This window comes from Pedobacter chitinilyticus (assembly GCF_003313385.1).
Taxonomy (GTDB): Bacteria; Bacteroidota; Bacteroidia; order Sphingobacteriales; family Sphingobacteriaceae; genus Pedobacter; species Pedobacter chitinilyticus.
In genome coordinates, this window is sequence record NZ_QMHN01000005.1 from 15,184 (window position 1) to 31,634 (window position 16,451).

The 16,451-nt window shown below is 38.0% G+C and carries 17 protein-coding genes; 9 read left to right on the top strand and 8 right to left on the bottom strand.

Annotated features, from left to right (window positions below):
* Nucleotides 1-76: 76 nt before the first annotated feature.
* The 4 genes from rbfA to DUT70_RS15015 are packed head-to-tail and all read left to right on the top strand — an operon-like array spanning nucleotide 77 to nucleotide 2,220.
* Nucleotides 77-460 carry a 30S ribosome-binding factor RbfA gene (gene rbfA / locus DUT70_RS15000; RefSeq protein ID WP_113648184.1) on the top strand — a complete coding sequence of 128 codons (384 nt, stop codon included), beginning with the start codon at nucleotides 77-79 and terminating at the stop codon, nucleotides 458-460.
* Between the two features lie 12 nt (nucleotides 461-472).
* Entirely contained in the window at nucleotides 473-1,108 is a 636-nt protein-coding gene (gene trhA / locus DUT70_RS15005) for a PAQR family membrane homeostasis protein TrhA (RefSeq protein WP_113648185.1), read from the top strand.
* A gap of 60 nt (nucleotides 1,109-1,168) precedes the next feature.
* Complete coding sequence (locus DUT70_RS15010; protein ID WP_113648186.1) at nucleotides 1,169-1,822, top strand: TonB family protein; 654 nt, start codon at nucleotides 1,169-1,171, stop codon at nucleotides 1,820-1,822.
* Between the two features lie 2 nt (nucleotides 1,823-1,824).
* Nucleotides 1,825-2,220 (top strand): hypothetical protein, encoded by a 396-nt coding sequence (locus DUT70_RS15015; RefSeq protein ID WP_128353374.1) that lies wholly within the window; start codon nucleotides 1,825-1,827, stop codon nucleotides 2,218-2,220.
* On the opposite strand, the gene DUT70_RS15020 is transcribed toward DUT70_RS15015, so the two are convergent.
* Nucleotides 2,210-3,088, bottom strand: coding sequence for a diacylglycerol/lipid kinase family protein (locus tag DUT70_RS15020; protein WP_113648188.1), 879 nt, complete (start codon nucleotides 3,086-3,088; stop codon nucleotides 2,210-2,212). The two genes, DUT70_RS15015 and DUT70_RS15020, sit on opposite strands and share 11 nt — an antisense overlap.
* Before the next feature lie 52 nt (nucleotides 3,089-3,140).
* Here DUT70_RS15020 and DUT70_RS15025 point away from each other — a divergent pair, with 52 nt between their 5' ends.
* From DUT70_RS15025 to aat, 3 genes are read left to right on the top strand one after another with little or no spacing between them, the layout of a single operon-like run.
* Entirely contained in the window at nucleotides 3,141-4,118 is a 978-nt protein-coding gene (locus DUT70_RS15025; protein ID WP_113648189.1) for an App1 family protein, read from the top strand.
* Between the two features lie 11 nt (nucleotides 4,119-4,129).
* Nucleotides 4,130-4,528: an META domain-containing protein gene (locus DUT70_RS15030; protein ID WP_113648190.1), complete on the top strand. Its 399-nt coding sequence runs from the start codon at nucleotides 4,130-4,132 to the stop codon at nucleotides 4,526-4,528.
* A 42-nt stretch (nucleotides 4,529-4,570) separates the two neighbouring features.
* On the top strand, nucleotides 4,571-5,206 hold the full coding sequence (gene aat / locus DUT70_RS15035) for a leucyl/phenylalanyl-tRNA--protein transferase (protein WP_113648191.1): 636 nt from the start codon (nucleotides 4,571-4,573) through the stop codon (nucleotides 5,204-5,206).
* Nucleotides 5,207-5,232: 26 nt separating this feature from the next.
* Here aat and DUT70_RS15040 read toward each other — a convergent pair whose 3' ends face one another.
* The 5 genes from DUT70_RS15040 to htpG form a co-directional block, all read right to left on the bottom strand.
* On the bottom strand, nucleotides 5,233-5,814 hold the full coding sequence (locus DUT70_RS15040) for a TlpA family protein disulfide reductase (RefSeq protein WP_113648192.1): 582 nt from the start codon (nucleotides 5,812-5,814) through the stop codon (nucleotides 5,233-5,235).
* 2 nt (nucleotides 5,815-5,816) lie between these two features.
* Nucleotides 5,817-6,734 (bottom strand): M28 family peptidase, encoded by a 918-nt coding sequence (locus DUT70_RS15045; RefSeq protein ID WP_113648193.1) that lies wholly within the window; start codon nucleotides 6,732-6,734, stop codon nucleotides 5,817-5,819.
* A 205-nt stretch (nucleotides 6,735-6,939) separates the two neighbouring features.
* Entirely contained in the window at nucleotides 6,940-7,641 is a 702-nt protein-coding gene (locus DUT70_RS15050; RefSeq protein WP_113648194.1) for a DUF4397 domain-containing protein, read from the bottom strand.
* 117 nt (nucleotides 7,642-7,758) lie between these two features.
* On the bottom strand, nucleotides 7,759-8,973 hold the full coding sequence (locus DUT70_RS15055; RefSeq protein WP_113648195.1) for a metallophosphoesterase: 1,215 nt from the start codon (nucleotides 8,971-8,973) through the stop codon (nucleotides 7,759-7,761).
* 78 nt (nucleotides 8,974-9,051) lie between these two features.
* Nucleotides 9,052-10,935 carry a molecular chaperone HtpG gene (gene htpG / locus DUT70_RS15060; RefSeq protein WP_113648196.1) on the bottom strand — a complete coding sequence of 628 codons (1,884 nt, stop codon included), beginning with the start codon at nucleotides 10,933-10,935 and terminating at the stop codon, nucleotides 9,052-9,054.
* Between the two features lie 390 nt (nucleotides 10,936-11,325).
* On the opposite strand from htpG, the gene DUT70_RS15065 reads away from it, so the two are divergent.
* Together DUT70_RS15065 and def are read left to right on the top strand one after the other, a co-directional pair.
* Complete coding sequence (locus tag DUT70_RS15065; protein ID WP_113648520.1) at nucleotides 11,326-12,555, top strand: M16 family metallopeptidase; 1,230 nt, start codon at nucleotides 11,326-11,328, stop codon at nucleotides 12,553-12,555.
* Nucleotides 12,556-12,623: 68 nt separating this feature from the next.
* Nucleotides 12,624-13,181 (top strand): peptide deformylase, encoded by a 558-nt coding sequence (gene def / locus DUT70_RS15070; RefSeq protein ID WP_113648197.1) that lies wholly within the window; start codon nucleotides 12,624-12,626, stop codon nucleotides 13,179-13,181.
* A 33-nt stretch (nucleotides 13,182-13,214) separates the two neighbouring features.
* Here def and DUT70_RS15075 read toward each other — a convergent pair whose 3' ends face one another.
* Together DUT70_RS15075 and DUT70_RS15080 are read right to left on the bottom strand one after the other, a co-directional pair.
* Nucleotides 13,215-15,287, bottom strand: a complete 2,073-nt coding sequence (locus DUT70_RS15075) for a family 10 glycosylhydrolase (RefSeq protein ID WP_113648198.1) — start codon at nucleotides 15,285-15,287, stop codon at nucleotides 13,215-13,217.
* 123 nt (nucleotides 15,288-15,410) lie between these two features.
* Complete coding sequence (locus tag DUT70_RS15080; RefSeq protein ID WP_113648199.1) at nucleotides 15,411-16,439, bottom strand: DUF4097 family beta strand repeat-containing protein; 1,029 nt, start codon at nucleotides 16,437-16,439, stop codon at nucleotides 15,411-15,413.
* Between the last annotated feature and the right edge of the window lie 12 nt (nucleotides 16,440-16,451).

Below are 16,451 nucleotides of genomic sequence, written 5' to 3' on the forward strand. Positions count from 1 at the left end.
TAAACCTATAGCAAATGCTTAAGGATTTTTGATAGTGTTTGAGCATTGAATATTGAGAATTGGTAATTTTAAAATTATGGAAAGTAACAGACAAAAGAAGTTTGCAGGATTATTACAAGAAGAATTGGCAGCAATTTTTCAACGAGAAGGAGCTGCTTATTTACCCAACACATTGGTAACCATCACTAAGGTTCGTGTGTCGCCTGATTTGGCGGTAGCGAAGGTTTACCTTAGTTTTTTTAATACAAATAATACAAATTTATCTGTAGCTACTGTGAATTCTCATGCTGGCGAAATCAGATATAAATTGGGTTCTCGCATTCGCCACCAGGCGAGGGTGATCCCTACCTTGTCTTTCTTTGTGGATGATACCAACGAATATGTAGAGAGGATGGATCAGATTTTTGATAAAATTGCAAAGGAACGTAAAGACAACGATAACCAAGAAGGCGAAGATTAAGTTCTGTTAAAAATGAACAAATATATCCGTGAACCTGGAAATTTCATCACCCATTTTTTACCTGCCTTACTGGCTTTACCAGGGATGTATCTGTTGCTGGAGAAATCCTCAACTACCTACGAAAACATTGCAGCACTGGTATATGGTGGCGGTATATTTTTGTTGTTCAGCGTAAGCGCTACTTATCACAGTGTGCCTAAAACACCATACGGTATTCGCTTTTGGCAAAAGTTTGATCATTGCTGTATCTATTTGATGATTGCAGGCTCGTTTACGCCTACAGCCTTAATTATTTTTGATGGCTGGATGCGATGGCTACTTTTTGGACTGGTATGGCTAATTGCGATATTGGGCTGCCTACTTAAAATTTTCAATCGATTAAAAAACAAAGCGGTTTCTACGGGCTTGTACATTGCCATGGGATGTTTGATCATTCCTTTTATTGCTAAGATGGTAGAAAATGTACCTGCCATGGGACTTTTTTGGCTTTTCTTGGGCGGTGTTTTTTATATCGGTGGCACTTATTACTATACCAAAGATAAGCCGCTATATAAATATTTGCATAGCCATGAGCTTTGGCATTTGTTCGTAAATTTTGGAGCGCTATCACATTTTCTTTATAACTACGTTTATGTTTTCAAAGCTTAACATGCGGTAACATTAAAGTTGAACGCTGTGTTTTAAGGTTTTAATTTCGTAAATTTAAGAATGCGCCGATTGATTTTCATTTTTATGTTAAGCGTTGTGTTTAGTGCAAAAGCCCAGCAACCTACGATCAAGAATGGTTTGGAATCCTTTGTGAAATCCAACACTATTTATCCGATGTTTGCGCTTGATAACTGTATCCAAGGCACGATTGAGGTTGGCTTTAAACTTGACAAAGCAGGGAAAGTTACTTACGCTACGATAACCAAAGGTATTGGTGCCGATTTGGATGCTGAAGCACTTCGTTTAATCAAACTTAGCAGTGGTAAATGGCAAATCCCTGTGGGTTACGATACCACCTTTTTAATCCGTTCACCCATGAAATTTTCTTTACAGGATTACGGCTGTGAAAATATTAATCCAGGCAGTGTTGGACTGGCCATTAATCGTTATAAGGATGAATTGCAGTCGATCAATAAAATCGCCAACTTTTATCGCAATATAGAGCAGGGTATTGAAAATTTTATAGAAGAAGAGAAAATTATAGCACTTAAAGAAGAAGTTGGAATAGACGATCATTTTATCAACAGAAAAATAGCGATTGCGGAGAAAAAAATAAATCAAAGTGATTTGCAAAGCGCCTGCGAAGATTTTAAGTTTGTAAAATATATGGGCTCTAAAAAAGCAGATAAATTGCTTGCCAAATATTGTAAATAAACATGCGTATACTTTTTCGTGCCTTTGCCTTTCTAGACCTGTTTTCATTAGCGTTTATGACCATGCAATTGGTTTCCATCGTTAACAATTTCGCTAAACTAACATTGCTTTCAGACAAGGTGCAGAGCATTTTGATGTTTCCTATGTATCTCTTGGTTGCTGTGGGCGCCTACGGTTTATTCTTCCAAAAAAAGATTGGTTTCATTAGCTATTATATTCAATTTCCTTTTAGGCTTTATCTTTGGGTGTTGAGCCTTGGTTTTATCACGTTGCTGCCCGAAGCTTTCAGCAACTACGATGACAAGTGGTTTCCTATTTTATTGAAGGTTTGTTATGTAGGAGAATTTATTCGGCTATACCTGACCATTAAAGCGCATTACGATACCGTTAAGGCATAATGATATTGATGGCATTTGGGAGTATTTTGGCTTCAACTTTATTGGTTTTGCCCATATATTCGCCGTCAACTTGAAAATGAGCCTGATATTTGGTGCTTATTTTTACTTCTGAGGCCTGAAAACTTTCTATTTTTTTAGGATTCCAAGGCAACTTACTGATCCATATCTTCAAAATTTCCATTACCGCATATTCCTTAATGAGGATCACCTCAAATACATCATCATCTAATTTGCCATCTGGGTTGATTTCGAAGCCAGTACCATACTTAGTGGCATTGGCAATAACCACCATTGCTGCGCTGGTTTTAATCTCGCGTTTACCAACTTTAAATTGCACCTGCATTTTTTTGTGGTTCCAGAATGCATGCCAAGCAGATTTTGCGTAGGTCAGCATTCCTCTGGTAGGAAGCTCGTCAAATTTCTTTACCAAATAAGCGTTGAACCCAATGTCTGATAAATGGATGCATAGTTCGTCATTAACAAGGGTGGCATGAATTTTTTTGGGAGTTCCATAAGCAGCAACTTCTAGGGCTTCCTCAATATCTAGAGGAATGTCTAGATCTTTTGCCATGCCGTTGGCAGAACCTGCAGGGATAATACCAATTGGAGTTTCGGTATTCAGTAGGCATTCCGCTACCAATTTCAAGGTGCCATCACCTCCCACGGCAACTACTCGATCAGCTTTCGCTTTTGCAATTGCTTTTTTAATTTGTTCGATATCGCATTTGCGGGGGAGCTCAAATATTTCTATACTTGTTTCACTGTCCGCGAAGTGATTGATAATCTTTTCGCTAAGACTTTCATCTCTGTTTCCAGAACCTTGGTTCACCACAAAGAGTAATCGTTGTTTTTTGTTTTTATAGGTCATCTCAATAATAATGTTATAAAAACAACAATAGGTCTACTCTGTTTTAAATAATATGGCAAAAAAATCCGCTCAAGTTAAAATCTATCATGGTTATGGCCATACCCATAATTTGGTGGTTTATGGTCATGTTTTCAAGTTTAGAGCAAAGGCCGAACAAAAGTTTAGAAATGGCTTCTTTGTAAACTTAATGCATGTGTTTAAGCTTTTCGTTTTAAAACCTTATCCTTTTGCGACTGTAAAACTTAGCTTTAGAGGGCAACAGATTAGTGCTAAAACAGCCTACGACGGCTTCTTTAAAATAGAATGGGAGGCGAAGGACGAGGTAGAGGCAGGCTGGCACACGGTCGAAGTGGCGGCCTATGATGAAGGAGGAAATGAAATTGCTCACTCAAGCGGGTCAATTTATGTGCCTCATATCACACAATATGCTTTTATTTCGGATATTGACGACACGGTAATGGTCTCGCATTCCAAAACGATTGCCAAGCGGTTGAGAGAACTGCTGCTTAGAAATCCGCGAACTCGAAAAACTTTTCAATCTACCAGATATCATTATGAACTATTGGCCGAGGCACACACCAAGGTAGAACAGCCTAATCCTTTTTTCTATGTATCTAGTAGTGAGTGGAATTTATACGACTATTTGGTGGAGACTTTCCGCTTTAACGGTTTCCCCGAAGGAACTTTTCTTTTAAATCAGCTCAAGCGATGGAAGGATTTATTAAAAACAGGCAAGACTGGGCATGAGGGAAAACTCTTTAGGATCATGCGGATCATTGATGCCTTTCCCAAGCAGAAGTTTATTTTTTTAGGTGATAACTCACAACAAGATCCAGAAATTTATGCTAAAATTGCCGAAAAATACGGCGAAAATATGGTTGCCGTTTATATTAGAAATGTGAGAAAATCTAAGCTATTCCAAACGCAAGAAATATTGAATAAATTAGAGGAAAATAATATAAAAACCTGTCTTTTTGAACATAGCGAAGAAGCCATTGTGCATTCTAAAAAAATAGGTTTGATTAACTAAATAAACGTATAATGAAAAAATTAATGATGGCATTTTTTGTAGTTTTTACACTACAGGCATGTACAAAAGACCTCAGCTTGATCAAACAAGAAGATACCAAATGGGAGCTTGCAAAATGGCCAGGCAAAACGCTGCCAACTACTGCCAAAGCCACTTTAAATATTACTGGGGGAAATAAGATAGGTGGAAAGTCTTTCTGTAACACTTATGGCGGCAATGCCGTAATTAATGGTAATGCGATACAGTTCAGTAAAATATTTGGAACTCAAATGTATTGTGAGCCCGTAGGTGATGCTGAGAAAAAGTACTACGCTGATTTGGAAAAGGTTACGGCAGGAAAAGTTTCGGGAAGTAAATTATTCTTGTATCAAAATGAGACTTTGTTGCTTGTTTTTTCCAAGGTAGAATAGCCCTTTTGAGGCAAGTTGTGCAACTATTGTTTATTTTTGAATATGGTTTTCAGCTTGCCTCCCGATGAAATTGTTTTTCCTAATCCTGAATTGGCCGATGAGGATGGATTATTGGCAGTTGGAGGCGACTTAAGTCCTGAAAGGTTAATTTTAGCCTATCAAAACGGTATTTTTCCATGGTTTAGTGAAGGAGATCCGATTCTCTGGTATTCGCCGCATCAACGCTGTGTAATTTATCCCGAAAAGGCGAAAGTCAGTAAAAGTATGAGGCAACTCCTTAGGAGCAATTCTTTTGAAGTGACTGCCAATAAAGCTTTTGATTTGGTGATTGCCAATTGTGCTAAAACACCTCGTAAAGATCAGCCTGGTACGTGGATTACTAATGAAATGCAGGAAGCCTACCTCAATTTACATCGGTTAGGTTGGGCACACAGTATCGAGGTTTGGCAAAATAATCAATTGGTTGGTGGTTTATATGGTGTTGGGATAGGGGAAGTATTTTGCGGCGAGAGCATGTTCAGTCTTGTAAGTAATGCCTCTAAAGTGGCGCTGATTTATCTGTGTCAACAATTTGAATTCAAGCTAATAGATTGCCAGCTGCCTAATGATCATTTGTTAAGTATGGGTGCAGAAATGATGGATAGGGTTGATTATATGGAATTGCTGCAGAATAAATAAGGTATTTCCTTGAAAACTTAAGTAAACTACTGATCGCTTTTTCGCAATTTCTCTATAAAATCTGTAAACTTCTGACTGTTATAATTGGCTGGGCCTATATGCTGAAAAGATAATTGTCCCTGTTTATCAAAAACGACCGTAGTAGGTAGCGAGCCTGCAAATATTTGCTCTGGCACACTGCTAGCCATTTGGTAAACAGGCATCTGATAACTCTTTCTTTTCATGTAGCCGTTTGCTTTTTCAAAATTGCTATCTGCATCAAGCATAATGAAAACCACATCCTCGTTCGCTTTATTTTGTTCGTAAAGTTTATTAATGGATGGCATCTCTGCTAAGCAAGGGGGACACCAAGTTGCCCAAAAATTAAGGAATACCACTTTGCCTTTTAAATCATTCAAAGAGACGACCTTGCCATTTTGGTCTTTAAATTTTAAATCGAGTGTAAGTTGAGCCGTGTTTTTTGCTGAAGGTACATCAGGATTAAAGATTCCCACCTGCATTAAGCCTTGTATTAAAAGCGCCTTGGCCGACGGGACAAAAAGCACCAAAGCTAAGATGGCAATGAAAATACCATTGGAAATATATTTTTTTAAACGCTTTTTGTCCATGACTATTGATTTAATTTAAGCAAAGCTAAAAAAATACCATCGATTACTTTTGCCATCCTATGAATATCCAATGTTGCTATGGTGTCTGTTTTTTGATGGTAGTTCTTATTCCTATAAAACGAAGTGTCGGTAATCATCATTGCGCTGTAACCAAAATTCCAATAATTTAAATGGTCAGAAAAGTCTATGCCAGGCAAGGCTTTAGGAGCAGTAAATTTTTTAGTCTTTATAGTTTTACTCTGTTTAAATCGTTTGCTGAACTGTCGGGCAAACTTTCCTTTCCCAAACTTATTCACTAAGGTAATGTAATCCCCTTTGTTGCCATAAAACCATGATAAAATACCCAAGGGATAATTTTGGCTTTTCTTTTCATCACTAAAAAAGCCGATCATTTCTATTGATAACATTCCAAACACCTCAATTTTATGATCCGAAAGGTATTTAGCATGAATATAACTGCCCATGTATTCCGTTCTAAAATATGGAGGCTCTTCTAAAGTGTAGGCAACTAAATCAATTCGCTTGTTCAGTTTTTGCTTGGATAACTGTTGAGCCAATTCTAACAGCGCCACCACGCCACTCGCATTGTCGTCGGCGCCCTCTTGATCACCACAAACATCATAATGTGCCCCTACAATAATCCGAGATTTATTCTCTGCGCCAAACGAGCAGATCACGTTTTTATATATTTTCCCATCAACTTCATATTCCTGAAAAGAAACACTGTCGCTATATTTTAAGAAATTGCTTTTGATATAGTCGGCAATGATATTTAATTGCACTATATTTTGATGATTGCGGTAAGCTGGTGTTTTAGTAATGTTTTTTAAATGACTATTGATGCTTACGGTATCCGTTTGCGCCAAGCAATTAAAGAAGTAGAGTGTCGAGAATAAACTAAGGAATGTTTTGGCGATCATTAGCGATACGGATGAAGGCTAAAGATAAGGTCTTTTGAGCTAAACAGATAGCCGTCGCTCATCAAAAAGTATAAAAGATAGTAGATTTCAATAGAATACAAAATCGCCATTGCGATTAGAAGAAACTTATTGCTTAGACAATTGCTTTGGGTTTCTCCAAAAATCGCAATGGCGACGGAGTATCTTAAAAAAGGGCGGAAGATGCTTAATTACTGCTATGCAAAAACATTTTTGCTGAGAAACCTAGGTCTCCAGTACCAGATTTAAGTCCTTTAGCATATACGGTATAAATTTTACCTTCTTCAAGTTTAACACCCGGAATAGTGGCTTCAATGGTACTAGTAGTAGCATTCTTAATGTTTAATGTTACGCTTGCCGATGCATCCACAGTTTCGAAAGCACTAAACTCTTTAAAAGCTTTATTGGTTGACAAGTCTGTTGCGGCTCCGCCTACATTTAGGCTTAGGTTGCCACCATCAGGGCTTAAATTCACAAAACGAATTCTAGCTTTTCCTGCCGCTGGTTTAGTTAAATCATCGTCTAACATCAATAACTCAATATTAGCAAGGGTATTAACTACAAAAAGTGAATAACCAAGTTGAGGTTTTAAAGTATAGGTTAAACTTTTTAATGAAGTCGCATTTCCTTTTTTAGTAACGTTAAAAGCTCTATTTCCAGAATACGCACTTAAATAGCCAATCTTATTGCCAAACTCAAAATCAGAAGCTGTTGCTCTAGTATTGTCAACATAGACATCTAACAAATCAAGTGTTGGAGAGGCTTGTATGATGTTCAGCCCAGATGTTTGGATTGGTTCATAATTTCCGTCTAATTTAGAACAAGATAAAAAACCTAGGGAAAGCACTAACGCAGCAGCGATGGCTTTATACGTAAAAGAAAGTTTCATGATACAATAAAAAATATTAAACAAATTGGCACATTGCCATTAACTCACAACTCCCATACGCAGCGTTTCATCAAAACGCTACAACATGATAAAAGTTTTTTATTTAACAGCTCAAATTTATCTTTTCTTGAGTTCAATGAGGGTGATTTCTGGCCATATGCCCACCCGTCCAGAGAAACCTATAAAACCGAAACCCCTGTTTACATTTAAAATTCGACGATTTTCTTGTTTGATTCCCGCCCAATGCTTGTAACGGAATTGAACAGGGCTCCATTTTAGGCCAAAAGCCTCAAAACCAAATTGCATACCGTGGGTGTGGCCTGCTAAAGTAAGTTGTATTTTAGAAGAATGGTTTTTTACCTGAGCTTCCCAATGACTAGGGTCGTGAGACAGTAAAATTTTGAACTCTTTGGGCGTGGTTCCTTGTAGTGCTTTATTTAAGTCGCCCCTTTCTCCGAAGCCTAAGCCCCAGTTTTCAATGCCAACCAATGCCAATTTTTGCCCATCTTTTTCAAGGGTCACATGTTCATCTAGCAATAGCCTAAAACCAATTTCAGCATGGTAGTTTTTGAGTTGTTGCAGATTTTGCTGCTTAATGAAATCGCTTTCCCATTTAATGTAATCTCCATAATCATGATTACCTAATACCGAAAACTGCCCGAAAGGTGCTTTAATCTTTGAAAAATGTTGAATGTAAGGTTTAATCTCCTCTGCTTTGTTGTTGACCAAATCACCCGTAAATACAAATAGATCTGCATGCTGTTTATTGATTAGATCGATCCCTTTTTGCACAGCCTTTGGGTTTTTTAAACTGCCTGCATGAACATCAGAAATTTGCACCAACTTAAAACCATCAAATGCGGCGGGCAAATCTTCAAAATAAAGGGTGTGCTTAATCACACGGTAAGCATATTTACCTTTAAGGATACCATAGATAAAAGCAATGATAATAAAGATGCTTAATAGTACTCCTAAGTAAATGCCTGTTAACGGTCTTTCAGGATAGCTGAAATTTCCCTCGGCAAAATATTTGACTATGGCAACAATTAGCCTGTAGATATCGGTCAAAACGGTAGCGAGCACAAATACCAACGTAGAAACAAAGTAGATGAGCAGGGCATGGGCACTTATCTTAAAAAGATTGGTAGGTCCATTTACGCTGAGCCTGATCATGCTATAGCCAAACGCCAGAAAAAGGGCAACGGGCAGCGTCCACAACCACGATAAAACCATAGTAGGTAGCACTAAACTCAATGCGCTAAAAGCATATCCATTGAGAAGGAAAAAGAGTAGTGCAAAAATCAATAACGGGATATAGGGACTTCTTCTCATATCATTAAACTAAAAACCGCCATTACGTGATTAAGTTTGTAATGGCGGTTCATTTATTTTCTCCTTTTTAAGGATGTTTTAGATCAGCTCTACACTACGGCTTACAAAAGCAGTTAATTCTGCACCAGTAAGCATGCCTTGTGATAAAAGTGCCAGGTCAACGGCTTGCTTTGCAAATTTTCCTTGCTCCTCTTCGCCAGCATTTAAAATTTTGCTCACCAATTTATGGTTGCCGTTAATGGCTACTTTGTAGCTGTCTGGCATATTGCCATAAAAGCTCATGCCACCTCCCATTTTAGCCATATCTTTCATTCTACGCATAAATTCATCCATCGTAATCGTAACAGGTGCATCATCAGGATTAAGTCCAACTACCTCAACAGTGTAACCAGGTTTGTTAATAGCATTTTCGAAAATTCCTTTTACCGTATTCGATTGCTCTTCACTTAAAACAGACTCAAGCTTTTCATCTTTTTCAATTAATTGGTTTGCAACCGATGCATCTACACGCTTCATCAAGGTTTTTTCCAGTTTATGCTCTAAACTGCTCACAAAATGGCTATCTATTGGCGAGTTCATGACCAAAACATCATACTCTTTTTTATTAGCAGCTTGTATAAATCCGTCTTGCTTATCTGGATCGGTAGTATATAAATAAACTACATTCCCATTCTTATCTGTTTGTAAAGCGCTTACTTTTTCTTTGTATTCCTCAAAAGTAAAGTGCTCTTTTTTAGTATTGGTTAGCAATGCGAAATCTTTCGCTTTGTCGTAAAACTTCTCTTCGCTAATCATACCATATTTTACAAAAAGGCCAATGTCACTCCATTTTTCTTCGTACGCTTTACGGTCCGCTTTAAATAGTTCGCTTAATTTATCAGCTACTTTTTTAGTGATATAGTTATTGATTTTCTTTACGTTGCTATCCGCTTGTAAAAAGCTTCTCGAAACGTTCAAAGGAATATCAGGACTATCAATTACCCCGTGCAACAGCATTAAAAACTCAGGTACAATATCTTTTACTTCATCGGTAATAAAAACTTGGCGACTGAAAAGTTTGATCTTGTTGCGTTGCATATCAAAATCCTCTTTCACCTTAGGGAAATAAAGAACGCCAGTAAGATTAAATGGATAATCTACATTAAGGTGGATCCAAAACAAAGGCTCCTCCGAAAAAGGATATAATTGCTTGTAAAAATCCAAGTAGTCTGCATCTGACAAATCTGCAGGTGCTTTAGTCCAAATCGGGTTGGTTGTATTTACAATATTGTCAACCTCAACCGAAGTGTATTTTGGTTTGCCTTCCTCATCAACACCATCTTCTACGCTATCTGTTTTAGTTCCAAACTTAATTGGTACAGGTAAAAACTTAGCATACTTATCTAAAATTTCCTGTAGCTTATGTTCATTTAAAAACTCTTCGCTTTCAGCATTAATATGCAAAATAATATCGGTTCCACGAGTAGTTCTTGTACCTTCCGAAATTTCAAATTCAGTGCTGCCATCACAAGTCCATTTTGCGGGTTCTGCACCTTCTTGATAAGATAAAGTGTTGATTTCAACCAAATCGGCCACCATGAAAGCCGAATAAAAACCTAAGCCAAACTTACCGATGATTTCATTGGCATCTTTAGCATCCTTAAACTTCTCTACAAATTCACTAGCACCTGAAAAAGCGACTTGGTTGATGTATTTTTTGATTTCATCGGCAGTCATCCCCAAGCCGTTGTCGCTAATGGTGATGGTTTTTGCTTTTTCATCTAATTTAACTTCCACTAAAGGTTCGCCAACTTCGCCAGTGAATTGACCAAGAGCGCCTAAGCGTTTAATTTTTTGCACCGCATCAACCGCATTAGAAACTAATTCCCTTAAAAAGATCTCATTGTCCGAATACAGGAATTTCTTGATGATTGGGAAAATGTTTTCTGTGTGTATGGAAATACTTCCTTTTTCTGTTGTCATATCTTAAAACTAATTTTTTGCTTATATCCTTGTTTATCAAGCCTTGTTCCAAAATAAAATTTAGGTCAAAATGACAGATTGTTTGTTCGGTTATTACTGATAAAATATTGAAAAGTAATTGCAGCAATTCTTTGGCTACGATAGTCCCGCTTTCTGTTGCAATCTTTTTGTCATTGCCAATGCTCAACCTCGTAGGTTTTTAAAACCTACGAGGTTTCTGGGACCATGCCACAAAAAGTATTTCCACTTCAATCGGGTTTAATTTGCAAATCCAGTGCTGCAACTTTGTACGTTTTATGGTAAAGCTTCTACAATATGATGAACGAGCCTGCAACCTTACAATATTTCAACCTTTTAACAACAAAACAATACGTATCTTTGCCACTTCAAATGGAGTACAACGTTCATACCCTCAAAAATGGCATCCGCTTATTGCATGTTCCCGCCGCATCAGCGATTTCACATGCTTGCATTTTAGTCAATGCAGGCTCACGTGATGAGGATGAGCAGCAAATGGGATTGGCCCATTTTATTGAACACTTGATTTTTAAGCGCACCGAGAAACGCAATACCACCCAAATATTGAATAGATTGGAAAGTGTTGGCGCCGATTTGAACGCTTACACGACCAAAGAGTACACCTGTATCCACGCTTCCTTTCTTCATCCATTTTTAGATAGGACCCTCGAACTTTTCAACGATATTGTTTTCCATTCTACCTTTCCAGAAGAGGAGATGGAAAAAGAAAAAGGGGTGATTTTAGATGAGATCGCTTCTTATTTGGACCAGCCCGAAGAGGCGATTAATGATGATTTCGAAGATTTGCTCTTTAAAGGGCATCAGTTGGGTAAAAATATCTTAGGTACTCCAGAAACAGTTGAAAAACTATCTAAAAAAGATATCCAAGCATTTGTAAAAAACCACTACCGAACAGATCAAATTGTGGTGGCGGTACTTGGGAATTATAACTTTAATAAGCTGGTTAAAATAGGGGAGAAGTATTTTGCAGAGATTGAGGAAAATACAGCGGCCAGCCAAAGGGTAGCACCTTCAGGAAATCCAGCCTTGCACCAAATGGTGGATAAGCAAATAGCACAAAGTCACTGCATGATGGGCATGCAAACCTACTCATTGCACCATCCTTACAAAACTGGGTTACTATTGCTGAATAATTTATTTGGCGGTACAGGTATGAGTTCTATCCTTAACTTGCAGCTCAGAGAGAAATATGGCATCGCCTACACCATCGAATCTGCTTATAGCCCGCTTTCTGATACAGGCATTTTTGCCATTTATTTTGGAACGGACGTAGAAAAAGCTGAAAAGGCCATGAAACTTATCCGTAAGGAAATGGATAAATTGAAGCAAAAGCCTTTAACAGAAATACAACTTCATAAAGCACAAAGTAAATTCATTGGCCAGATAGCGCTTGGCGAAGAAAATAGAATTGGTTTGATCATCGCCATGGCTAAAAGCTTACTGGATTACCAGCATATCGATAGTTTAGAGACCGTATTCCAAAAAATAAGAAAAGTTACCGTGAAGGATATGACGGAAATTGTGAATGAGGTTTTTGACCAGCGCCAATGGACCAGTCTAGTTTTTAATCCAACGGAATGATTTTAAGGATTCCAATCGCTTAAACCCTTCATTTTTACCTTCTACCTTATTTTTCTTAACTTTGCACCATGAAATTATCAATTGTTGCCTACGGAGACCCAGTTTTAAAAAAGGTATGTGAACCGATAGAGAAAGACTACCCTAATCTGAGCGAACTGATAGAGAATATGTGGGAAACCATGTACAACGCTAGTGGTGTAGGCTTGGCAGCACCACAAGTTGGTTTGCCTATTCGTTTATTTGTGGTAGATACAGGCGACAACGATGATGAGCCTCGCTATAAAAAAGTGTTTATTAATGCACAAATCTTAGAAGAAAGTGGCGAGCCTTGGGGTTTTACCGAAGGCTGTTTGAGCATTCCAGAAATACGTGAGGAAGTGTTTCGTAAGCCTAATATTGTCATTAGCTATTATGATGAGAATTGGGAAAAACATGAAGAAAATGTTTCGGGATTTGCTGCTCGTGTCATTCAGCACGAATATGACCACATTGAAGGAAAGCTTTTTACCGAAAAAATTAATCTGTTGCGTAAACAACTAATCAAGGGTAAGCTTGATAAAATTTCGAAAGGCGAAATTAGAGCAGATTATAAAATGAAGTTCCCTAGACAGAATAAAAAAAGATAAAAAAGGCCAGCAATTATAGCTGGCCTTTTTTGTTTATAGCACAATTAGTTTAATGTTTTTCTTGAAGCTATTGTCTGAAAGGCTTAAGACATAATGCCCTTTTGGGAGGTCTTGTCTCAACGAGAGTTGATAAGAACTATTTCCTACTTGCGTGTTGAATTCTTCCTCGTGAATCACTTGACCATAAAGATTCACTAGTTTGGTTTTAATTGACTTTCCTGCAAAGTTTTCTATACTGAAATTGATGTGCTTTTGTGTTGGATTTGGAAATGCTTTCGCGCTAACTATCATTAGTTCATTAAAGTTTACACTAGCAAATGTCGGTTCAGAACGAGTTCCATCTTTGTCAAACTGGATAAGCCGATAGTAGTTAATTCCATTTGCAGGAGTACTGTCCCAAGCAATATAGTTTTTAATCGATTGGGTATTTGTGGTGGAAGATTTTTGTTTATCCAGGTAATTAAAAACACCGTCGACCCCAGCTTTCTCAATTAAAAAATAATCGCTGTTCACTTCACTTGCTGTTGACCATTCAATTTTGATTCTATTGTTATCTTTTTTAGCAGCAAAGTTGATGAGTTTAACAGGCAATACCGTTGGATCGGCAACTACATTGCTGGCAACGCTTTCATTGCTAATTCGGTCTAGAGAAGTTACGGCATAGTAATAAGAAGTGCCCGCTCCAGGAGTTACCGCATTGTCGGTATAACTAAGGTCGGTGCTCGGAACAACGGCAATTAAATTGGCGGAATTGTTATAGTCGATGGTGGCCGAAGTTGAACGATAAACGGCATATCTCACCACTTTTTGCAGTTCGTCTGTGGTGGCTGTTGGAGCAGTCCATGTAAGTTTTGTTTTGCCCGATTGAAGACTTGTTGCTAAATCAGTAGGCTCTGCAGGTGCAGTATTATCTATCCAGCTCATGCTTGGCACTAACGCCAAAGTACTGTACTGATTAGCGATTAAATTGGTTCGGAAATTAAAAGTGTTGGCATTTAATGTAGTGGTGTTGTAATAAGCAACACCTTTTAAGTTTGTGGTTCCTCTTACCAAATTTATTTGCTGTGATATTTCGCTGGTGTTCGTATTAAAGGCACCTTGCGTCGCATCACCAACTTTATAGGCTGCAATGCCAATGGTAATGTGTCTAGCAGTATTAATGCTATTCCACCAATTAGTAACTACGCTGAAATTAGCATTTGGTTGGCCGATATACCAATACACTTGGGGCGTGAGATAGTCCATCAGATTTTGCTCCATGATGTATTTGCTATCGATATATTGAACGCTATAATGCTCGGAGCCTCCTGTATTTGAGCCGATTGTAGGATTAGTACTGTTCCTATAAATTCCAGATGGTGATATGCCAAATTTTACCCAAGGTTTTTGCGCCTTTATTGAGGCGTTGGTTTCAGTAACAAGCAAAGTGATGTTGTTTCTTCTCCAATCGCTCTTTTGAGCCAAAGTATATCCTCTAGGTTCTTGGGTTAAAGTTAAATCATCTTGGGCTCCAATATTTGCTTGATAAAAATAGTCGTCAAAATGAATACCATCAATATCATAATTAGTTACGATCTCCATAATCACTTGGTTAATGTGATTTCTAACAGCAGTTAGGCCAGGGTCTAAATAATGAATGCCTGAATTAGTTACCACACGCATATTAGCCTGTTTTGCTGGATGTGAACTAGGGAGGGCATTATAAGAAGAAAGTGTAGTGGCCACCCGATAAGGATTTAACCAGGCATGTACTTCCATTCCTCTTTTATGTCCTTCATCGATCACAAATTGTAGTGGATCAAAATTATTAGCAGGCGCTTGATTGTATGTTCCAGTAAGAATGGTTGCCCAAGGTACAATGTTGCTTTTGTACATCGCATCTGATAGACTTCTGGCCTGAAAATAAACGGTGTTGATGCCAAGTTCTTTATAGCTATCCAATATGGCAATCATATTGCTCTTCTGTGTAGTTTGTACCGTGCTTTTTGGCCAATCTGTGTTAGAAACTGTAGTAAGCCAAGCGGCTCTTACCTCTCGTTTAGGATTTTGAGCTATTGCGTTAATTTGCAGTAAAAGGATGCCTAGATAAAGTAAAAGTTTTTTCATTTGCGGTTTATATGATTGATCTTAACCAAAATAAGAATAAAGCCGCAATCTTTCGCAATAAAAAGCATAATAAAAAAGCCAACTCATTGAGCTGGCTTTTCGATCATATAGTTTGTCTGGTTATTATTTGCGTAAGTAAATTTTTCCGTGAGTAGATTTTAAAACTATTTTTTCTCCCCCGCCATTTAGTTTGCCACTAATTGCGGTACCTCTTGAACTGTTGGAAAAAAGGGCATTGCCTGAATAAGTGTAGGTAAAATCACCATTAACTATCGTTGTGGCTCTCTTTTTTCCCGCTTCAGTTCTATCGCTAGTGGTAACTCCTTGACCCACTGCAATATTGCTTGATGATTCGGTGGTAGTTGTTTTAGCCTTTGGAGCAGCCGTAGCTTGCGCACCAGTTAAGGCATATACTTGTACATCCTGTCCATCACCCTTAGTATTGTAAGTAATGGTCCTTAGCGTGTTATTTTCTTTGTTTTGTGTAGTCTCTGTAATCTCAAACTTGAGATCTTTTGCAGCATAAAGCGTTTCGTAAACAGTGCTGATACTCATATCCGCCTTCGCATTTTCAGGAACTTTGACGTCAACAAAGCCATAAACAGACACCAATGAGATAGGCCCTTTAAAAGATGGGCTTAAACTGCTTTCTATGTTCCCATGCAATGTTTTCACGCTTACAGGGCCTGTTATATTAGATAACTTGATGTTTTCATATTGCGTAGAGGCATCAATCTCGCTTTTTAAGTTGCTTAGTGTTATCGGCTCATTGGTGCCATCACCGAACCCTGCGGTTTTGATTGACAGGTCAACGCCGTAAGGTAATTTGATAGCTACTTTTAAAGAATTAGATCTGTCTACCGCCATAATTTCCGCCACTTGGTCTTTCTGTGAAATGCTTAATCCAATACCCGTATTATCAAATCCGCTATTACCTAATACGGTCAGGCCTTCTGCACGTGGGTCAACCGCTTCTTGTTTACCTTTAGAAGTAATGATGATTTCTTTACCATCGTAACCCTCAACACTAAGGTTAATGATATTGTTAATCACTAATTTTCCGCTGCTTTTTGCAAGTTTGTACTCTTTTTGGGCAAATGCTTGTCCTGCTGCAACAAGCAGTACTAAAGCTACTATGATTATTTTTTTCATTTGTTTGTTATA

Bases quoted from the DNA above. Each gene is read 5' to 3' on its own strand.
- aat (WP_113648191.1), top strand. From the start codon at position 4,571: ATGGTTTTCAGCTTGCCTCCCGATGAAATTGTTTTTCCTAATCCTGAA.
- DUT70_RS15030 (WP_113648190.1), top strand. From the start codon at position 4,130: ATGAAAAAATTAATGATGGCATTTTTTGTAGTTTTTACACTACAGGCA.
- DUT70_RS15050 (WP_113648194.1), bottom strand. From the start codon at position 7,641: ATGAAACTTTCTTTTACGTATAAAGCCATCGCTGCTGCGTTAGTGCTT.
- DUT70_RS15075 (WP_113648198.1), bottom strand. From the start codon at position 15,287: ATGAAAAAACTTTTACTTTATCTAGGCATCCTTTTACTGCAAATTAAC.
- DUT70_RS15065 (WP_113648520.1), top strand. From the start codon at position 11,326: ATGGAGTACAACGTTCATACCCTCAAAAATGGCATCCGCTTATTGCAT.
- DUT70_RS15020 (WP_113648188.1), bottom strand. From the start codon at position 3,088: ATGACCTATAAAAACAAAAAACAACGATTACTCTTTGTGGTGAACCAA.
- trhA (WP_113648185.1), top strand. From the start codon at position 473: ATGAACAAATATATCCGTGAACCTGGAAATTTCATCACCCATTTTTTA.
- htpG (WP_113648196.1), bottom strand. From the start codon at position 10,935: ATGACAACAGAAAAAGGAAGTATTTCCATACACACAGAAAACATTTTC.
- DUT70_RS15055 (WP_113648195.1), bottom strand. From the start codon at position 8,973: ATGAGAAGAAGTCCCTATATCCCGTTATTGATTTTTGCACTACTCTTT.
- DUT70_RS15015 (WP_128353374.1), top strand. From the start codon at position 1,825: ATGCGTATACTTTTTCGTGCCTTTGCCTTTCTAGACCTGTTTTCATTA.
- def (WP_113648197.1), top strand. From the start codon at position 12,624: ATGAAATTATCAATTGTTGCCTACGGAGACCCAGTTTTAAAAAAGGTA.
- rbfA (WP_113648184.1), top strand. From the start codon at position 77: ATGGAAAGTAACAGACAAAAGAAGTTTGCAGGATTATTACAAGAAGAA.
- DUT70_RS15045 (WP_113648193.1), bottom strand. From the start codon at position 6,734: ATGATCGCCAAAACATTCCTTAGTTTATTCTCGACACTCTACTTCTTT.
- DUT70_RS15040 (WP_113648192.1), bottom strand. From the start codon at position 5,814: ATGGACAAAAAGCGTTTAAAAAAATATATTTCCAATGGTATTTTCATT.
- DUT70_RS15010 (WP_113648186.1), top strand. From the start codon at position 1,169: ATGCGCCGATTGATTTTCATTTTTATGTTAAGCGTTGTGTTTAGTGCA.
- DUT70_RS15025 (WP_113648189.1), top strand. From the start codon at position 3,141: ATGGCAAAAAAATCCGCTCAAGTTAAAATCTATCATGGTTATGGCCAT.
- DUT70_RS15080 (WP_113648199.1), bottom strand. From the start codon at position 16,439: ATGAAAAAAATAATCATAGTAGCTTTAGTACTGCTTGTTGCAGCAGGA.